General features: G+C 56.2%; 7 protein-coding genes. 6 read left to right on the forward strand and 1 reads right to left on the reverse strand.

Translation table 11 applies throughout. From position 1 onward, the window contains the following. Positions 1 to 137: 137 nt before the first annotated feature. From ED901_RS07900 to aroQ, 6 genes are all read left to right on the forward strand, one after another. A complete protein-coding gene (locus ED901_RS07900; RefSeq protein WP_122095528.1) occupies positions 138 to 713 on the forward strand; it encodes a nuclear transport factor 2 family protein in 576 nt (191 codons plus the stop codon). A 72-nt stretch (positions 714 to 785) separates the two neighbouring features. Next, complete coding sequence (dapF, locus tag ED901_RS07905; protein WP_122095529.1) at positions 786 to 1,625, forward strand: diaminopimelate epimerase; 840 nt, start codon at positions 786 to 788, stop codon at positions 1,623 to 1,625. Positions 1,626 to 1,946: 321 nt separating this feature from the next. Then, a complete protein-coding gene (locus ED901_RS07910) occupies positions 1,947 to 3,326 on the forward strand; it encodes an aromatic acid/H+ symport family MFS transporter (RefSeq protein WP_122095530.1) in 1,380 nt (459 codons plus the stop codon). Between the two features lie 121 nt (positions 3,327 to 3,447). Further along, on the forward strand, positions 3,448 to 4,710 hold the full coding sequence (locus ED901_RS07915) for a gallate dioxygenase (RefSeq protein WP_056780868.1): 1,263 nt from the start codon (positions 3,448 to 3,450) through the stop codon (positions 4,708 to 4,710). Beyond that, positions 4,707 to 5,540 carry an amidohydrolase gene (locus tag ED901_RS07920; RefSeq protein ID WP_122095531.1) on the forward strand — a complete coding sequence of 278 codons (834 nt, stop codon included), beginning with the start codon at positions 4,707 to 4,709 and terminating at the stop codon, positions 5,538 to 5,540. Before ED901_RS07915 ends, ED901_RS07920 begins: the two co-directional genes overlap by 4 nt. Before the next feature lie 15 nt (positions 5,541 to 5,555). Next, on the forward strand, positions 5,556 to 5,996 hold the full coding sequence (gene aroQ / locus ED901_RS07925; protein ID WP_122095532.1) for a type II 3-dehydroquinate dehydratase: 441 nt from the start codon (positions 5,556 to 5,558) through the stop codon (positions 5,994 to 5,996). Between the two features lies 1 nt (position 5,997). Here aroQ and ED901_RS07930 read toward each other — a convergent pair. Further along, positions 5,998 to 6,626 (reverse strand): LysR substrate-binding domain-containing protein (locus ED901_RS07930; RefSeq protein ID WP_240993886.1); only part of this gene is annotated, 629 nt, incomplete at its 5' end.

Below are 6,626 nucleotides of genomic sequence, written 5' to 3' on the forward strand. Positions count from 1 at the left end.
CGCAGGGATATGCCGCCCCGCAAGCGCCCACCATCATGACGTTGGTTACATCTGGCAAACAAATAACTTAAGGTATAGTTGCACCAGTGACTATTAAAAATGTAGCATAAGTTCCCTGTTTATTTCGGAGCCTTACCATGACCCCAACACTGCAAGACCAGCAAGATATAGCCGACCTGATGAACGGCTGGATCCACCGCGATTTATCCCAGTGGGATCAGCTGCTTGAACTTTTCCATGATGACGGCACCATTGAAGTCACCTGGTTTGAAGGCATCTTCAGCCAGTTTGTGGAAGGCTCAAAAAAGATGGGCGGTTCTGATCTTGTGACGAAACACCTGATAGCCTCCCCCGTCATCACCTTCAACGGTAACCGCGCCATTGCAGAAACCAACGCGATGATTGTCGGCGAAAACGTCAAACTCGGCATTGGTTGCAGCAACCACAACCGCTTTTATGATCTGATCGAAAAACGAGACGGCGTGTGGCGCATCGTAAAACGCCAGTCTGTTTATGACATGGGGACTTTTACCTTCCCGCAGGGTCTGGTGGAGATTGATCAATCCATCGTCGCGAAATACCCGCGTGAATATGCGCCGCTGGCTTATCTGCTGGAACAAAGCGGCTTTCCGGTGAAGCGTATTTTCGCCACAAAATTCAGCCAGCTCGAAAAAGAGATGAAGGCTGAAGGCCTGGCGTGGTTGCGTGCCTGAAATTAGCTGACAAATGGGCAGTTTCCGATTAAATCTATTCATATCAATGATGAATACTCCGGAGCTGCCACTATGATTTTTCACCGCTATCACGGACTGGGTAACGATTATCTGGTCTGCCATCACAGCGTCGCCGCCCTGCTCAGCCATGAGCAAATCCGGCGCATCTGCGACCGTCATTACGGCATCGGTTCCGACGGTTTGCTGATCGACCATGACGACGCCGATATCCCTTCCCTGCGCATTATCAATCCCGACGGTTCTGAGGCCGAGAAAAGCGGCAACGGACTGCGCATTTACGCCCGCTACCTGTTTGATACAGGCCGCGTATCCCATGAGCCCTTTCTGGTGAACACCTCCGGTGGCCAGGTGCGTTGCGAAGTGACTGAAGGCGCGCATCAGGTGATTGTCGATATGGGCCAGGCAAAATTCTCCCCGGCGGCCTTACCGGCCAATGTTGAAGGTGATGAAGCCCTCGCGCTGCCGCTGGTTGCGGGCGGACATCATCTTTGCGCGACACTGGTTTCCATGGGTAATCCGCACTGCGTGATCCGCGTTGAAAAACTGGATCTGGATGTCGTGAAACAACTCGGCGCGGAAATCGAAACACTGGCGATTTTCCCGAAACGGACCAACGTGCAGTTCGTGCAAGTGCTGGACAGAAGCAACATCAGTATCGGCATCTGGGAGCGCGGCGCCGGGTATACGCTGGCGTCCGGCAGCAGCAGTTGTGCAGCGGCCAGCGCGATGCGCAAACTGGGGCTGGTGGACGAAAATGTCACGGTGCATATGCCGGGAGGAAAACTTGCCATCCGTTTCAGCGGCGATTTTCAGGTCAACATGCGCGGGCCGGTGCAAAAAATCGCGTCCGTCACGCTCGACAGCGACTGTTTCTGGGATATGCCTGCATAGCCCGGTGGTGTGCAGTGTTCACTTTCCTCCTCTCTGCTGATTAACGCTTTGCATCACGGCAGCCTGTCTGCCGTTTTTTTATGCCTTCATATAAATAAAACTCATACCTGCATAATGATTTTATGGCAGACAGCGCGCTTTCCAGCCCCTAAGTTGGTTATCAGGAAGCACCACAATGAATAACCAACTCATTGTTTAACAAATAAAATAATCTTAATAAAAACCCGTCGCGACCGTTCTGCGTGCTAAGCCGGTCAGTGAAATTTTGTTCAAAGTTTTAATCCGATCACATATTAATAAAAAAAACAGAGAGCGTACCCTATGAGCAACAACTCCATCGTGGACGTGAAAGCCTGGATAGACGACCGCCCGATATCCAAATATCAATGGGTGGTCCTGTCCCTGTGTTTCATCATCATTATGTTCGACGGTTACGACGCCGCGGTGATGGGCTTTATCGCCCCGGCGCTGATCGAAGACTGGGGCATCAGCCGTGCGGAAATGGGCCCGATTTTAGGCGCCGCCATGTTTGGTGTGGCGATCGGCGCGCTGATTGCCGGGCCAAATGCAGACCGGTTCGGTCGCAAACGGGTGCTGATGTGGTCGATTCTCTGTTTCGCGCTGTTCAGCCTGCTGAGCACCTTTGCCCGCACGCCGGTGGAAATGGCGATCCTGCGCTTTCTCACCGGCCTGGGATTAGGGGCGGTGATGCCTAATACCGTGACGCTGGTGTCGGAATATATGCCCGAACGCCGCCGCAGCCTGATGATCACCGTGATGTACAGCGGCTTTAACGTCGGTTCCGGCGCAGGCGGTTTTGTTGCCGCCGGTTTGCTGCCGCATTTTGGCTGGAAAGCGGTGATTTTTGCGGGCGGGATCCTGCCTCTGCTGATGCTGCCTCTGCTGATGTGGATCCTGCCGGAATCCGCCATGTACATGGTGGTACGCAACGTAGCCAAAGAGAAAATCGCCAAAGTGCTGACCCGCGCCGGTGGCGTGTTCAGCGAGGGTACCAAATTCGTGCTTAAAGCCCCGGTGATTCAGAAAAAAGCCAAAGTCTTCCAGCTGTTCGCCAACGGCTATGCCAGGGGCACGATTGTCTTGTGGGTCACCTATTTCATGGGGCTGTTCGTGATTTATCTGCTCAACGGCTGGCTGCCAACCATTATGCGTAACGGCGGATTCTCACTGGAGCGCGCGGCCATCGTCGCCGGTTTGTTCCAGCTGGGCGGCACCTTCGGCGGCCTGATGGTCGGCGGGCTGATGGACAGATTCATTGCAAAACGCGTCATCGCAGGCTTCTACATGATGGGCGTGGTCAGCCTGCTCTCGCAGGGCATCGGCAACTTCGGCCCGGACATTCTCGCCCTGCTGGTGTTCATCAGCGGCGTGTGCATTAACGGCGCTCAGACCGGCCTGCAGGCCTTTTCACCGGCCTTCTACCCGACAGAAATGCGCGCCACCGGCGTCTGCTGGATGCACGGCATCGGGCGCAGCGGCGCGATCATCAGCTCATCACTGGGCGGCGTCCTGCTCGGCGTTTTCTCCGGCCAAAACATGATCTTTATTATTCTGGCGCTGCCTGCCTTGCTGGCGGGTCTGAGCATTCTTTTGCACCGCGCGGCGCACCCGGCCGAGATGATCAAAGGCGTTGATATTACTGACATCCCGGAGTTGTCGCGCACCCTGAATATCCGCTAGTCTCTGGATTAGCCACCTTATAATTAGAAACACAAGAATCAGAAACCTAAGTCAGACACATCACTCACGCGGCGCGACATTGGCGTCGCGGTTACCCTACAAAAAGTATTGAGGATTTAAGATGGCGAAAATCATAGGCGGTTTAGCAGTTTCACATACCCCGACCATCGGTTTTGCGGTTGACCACAATAAGCAGGATGAAAGTGCCTGGGCGCCGATTTTCGAAAGCTTTGCGCCGATGCAAAAATGGCTCGAAGAAAAGAAACCTGACGCGCTGGTCTACATTTTCAACGACCACGTCACGTCGTTTTTCTTCGATCACTATTCGGCATTTACGCTGGGTATTGACGATCATTATGAAGTGGCCGATGAAGGCGGTGGCGCGCGCGATTTGCCTGCGGTGAAAGGCCATGCGGCGCTGTCGCAGCATATCGGTGCCAGCCTGATGGCGGACGAATTTGATATGTCCTTCTTTCAGGATAAGCCTTTAGATCACGGCCTGTTCTCGCCGCTTTCTGCCCTGATGCCGCACGAAGGCGGCTGGCCAACGCAAATCGTCCCGCTGCAAATCGGCGTGTTGCAGTTCCCAATTCCGACCGCCCGCCGCTGTTACAAACTCGGTCAGGCGCTGCGCCGCGCCATTGAAAGTTTTCCCGAAGATCTGAACGTAGCGATTGTCGCCACCGGCGGCGTTTCCCATCAGGTACACGGCGAACGCTGCGGTTTTAACAACCCGGCGTGGGATGAACAGTTTGTCGATATGATCGTTAACGACCCGGAGCGTCTGACCGAAATGACGCTGGCGGAATTCGCCACGCTGGGCGGCATGGAAGGCGCAGAAGTGATCATGTGGCTGGTGATGCGCGGGGCGTTATCTGCCAACGTGAAGAAACTGCATCAGGCCTATTACCTGCCGTCGATGACCGGTATCGCCACGCTGATCCTTGAGAATCAGTCCCGCGAAGCCCCGTATGACGTACAGCAGCGCCAGCGTGACAAAATCGCGCAGCAAATGGCGGGGGTTGAAAAGTTGCCGGGCACCTATCCGTTCACCCAGGCGCGCAGTCTGAAAGCCCTGCGCATCAACCGGTTCCTGCACCGTCTGATCCAGCCTGCGTGGCGCGAGCGTTTCCTCACCGATCAGCATGCGCTGTTCGCGGAAACGAAGCTGACCGGCGAGGAACAAACACTTCTGCGCGAACTCGACTGGCGCGGCATGATCCATTACGGCGTCAGCTTCTTCCTGCTGGAAAAACTTGGCGCGGTGGTCGGCGTCTCCAACTTACATATTTATTCCGCGATGCGCGGCGAAACGCTGGAAGAATTCCAGAAAACCCGCAATCAACAAGTTCTCTATTCAGTAGCAGGTAAAGCGAAAGCATGACGATTTTTGAGCAACCTAAGATCGACACTCATCACCACGTGTTTGATCCGGCGCGCTTCCCGTACCTTCCGGACACGCCTTATCGTCCACAAGGGCACGAGATCGGCACCACCGATTATTACCGCGCCGTGATGCAGGCGTACAACATCCGCCACTCGCTGATTGTCGGCCCGACGTCGGGTTACAACACCGACAGCACCTGTCTGCTGGATGCGCTGGAAAAAGGCAATGGCCGCTTCAAAGGCATCGCCGTGGTGCCGTTTGATTTAAGCATTGAGCAACTCGCCAGCCTGAAACAGGCCGGTGTGGTCGGCATCGCCATGAATGTGGCGATGCTCGGCACGGAGCCGTTTCTGCATCTCGACGCACTGATGGGGCGTCTTACCGAACTGGAACTGTTCGCGGCCATTCAGGTGCAAAACGATCAGCTGCTGGCGCTGCTGCCGCTGATCAACCGCAACAAAACGCGGCTGCTGATTGATCACTCCGGCCGCCCTGACGTCACGCAGGGCCTGCAACAACCGGCGTTTCAGGCACTTCTCGGCCTGGCTGACCAGCAACGCACCTGGGTGAAACTTTCGGGCCTGGCAAAGTTCAGCCGCCAGCCTTTCCCTTATCAGGACGGACACGCCTATCAGCACGCCCTGCTCAATGCCTTTGGCGCAGAGCATTGCATGTGGGGTTCTGACTGGCCGTTCCTGCGGGCGGAACACCGGATGGATCTCGGCACGTTGCTGATGCTGGTGGAGCAATTATTCCCCGACGAAAAAACCCGCCAGCAGATTTTGTGGCAGACGCCGAAAGCGTTGTTTGGATTTACGGATGACTGAAGAAAGGAAAGACTGATGAATTATAAAATCGCCGTTTTTAACGGTCCGAATCTCAATCTGCTCGGCACGCGCGAGCCGGAAACCTACGGTCACGACACGCTGGCGACTGTCGAAAAACTGTGTCATCAGACCGGCGAAAGCTGCGGCGCAACCATCGACTTCTTCCAGACCAATCACGAAGGCGAGCTGATTGACCGCATTCAGGCCTGTCGCGGCAACGTGGATGCCATCGTCCTGAATGCCGCCGCCTGGACGCACACCTCCGTCGCCCTGCGCGACGCGGTGACCGCCGTCAGCCTGCCGCTGTACGAAGTGCACATCACCAACGTGCACAAACGCGACGCCTTCCGCCATCACTCCTTTCTCTCCGACGTCTCCGTCGGCGTGATCTGCGGGTTTGGCATTCAGGGTTATGAATATGCCATCAGGCAGGCAGTGGTGAATCTGAAGAAGTAATTTAGCCGCACACCTTTCTGATCTCCTCGACCAGCGCGCCGGCCGCCGGTGACAACAGGCTGCCGGCGCGAAACGTCAGGCCGATGGCGCGGTGCGTATCGGCCAGTTCCAGCGGCAGTTTGACCAGTTCGCCGGATTCAAGCTCGTGTTCCAGCTGGCGGGCAGACACTGCTGCCAGCATGTCGGAACCGAGCAACAGCCCGCGCACAATACCCAGATCGCCACTTTCCACTACCGGGTCTGGCGGCGGCATGTCCATGGCGGCAAAGCTGTTGTCCAGCAGGCGTCGGGCGGGGGTTTCGGCGCGCGGCAACACCCAGCGCGCTTTGCGCAAATGCTCCTGCGTCACGGTTTCTGCCAGCAACGGATGGCCCTTTCTCGCCAGAATCACCATGCTTTCGGTAAACAGGGTTTCGGTCGCCATATCCGCCGCGTAATCGCTGGAACGCAGTGCGCCAAAAATGAAATCCACTTCGCCGGAACGCAGCTCAGAGGCCAGCGCACTGAACGCGCTTTCATTGGTGACCACTTTTACCCCGCCGTAACGCTGCGTCAGCCCGATGATCGCCTGCGGCAGTAACCGCGTGCGGCCAAGCGGCAACGCCCCAACCTGCACCGTCCCTTCCAGCA

It is taken from the genome of Rahnella sp. Larv3_ips (genome assembly GCF_003697865.1).
GTDB classification, from domain to species: Bacteria; Pseudomonadota; Gammaproteobacteria; order Enterobacterales; family Enterobacteriaceae; genus Rahnella; species Rahnella rivi.

Coding starts and splice junctions, on each gene's coding strand:
- ED901_RS07910 (WP_122095530.1), top strand. CDS start 1,947: ATGAGCAACAACTCCATCGTGGACGTGAAAGCCTGGATAGACGACCGC.
- aroQ (WP_122095532.1), top strand. CDS start 5,556: ATGAATTATAAAATCGCCGTTTTTAACGGTCCGAATCTCAATCTGCTC.
- dapF (WP_122095529.1), top strand. CDS start 786: ATGATTTTTCACCGCTATCACGGACTGGGTAACGATTATCTGGTCTGC.
- ED901_RS07920 (WP_122095531.1), top strand. CDS start 4,707: ATGACGATTTTTGAGCAACCTAAGATCGACACTCATCACCACGTGTTT.
- ED901_RS07915 (WP_056780868.1), top strand. CDS start 3,448: ATGGCGAAAATCATAGGCGGTTTAGCAGTTTCACATACCCCGACCATC.
- ED901_RS07900 (WP_122095528.1), top strand. CDS start 138: ATGACCCCAACACTGCAAGACCAGCAAGATATAGCCGACCTGATGAAC.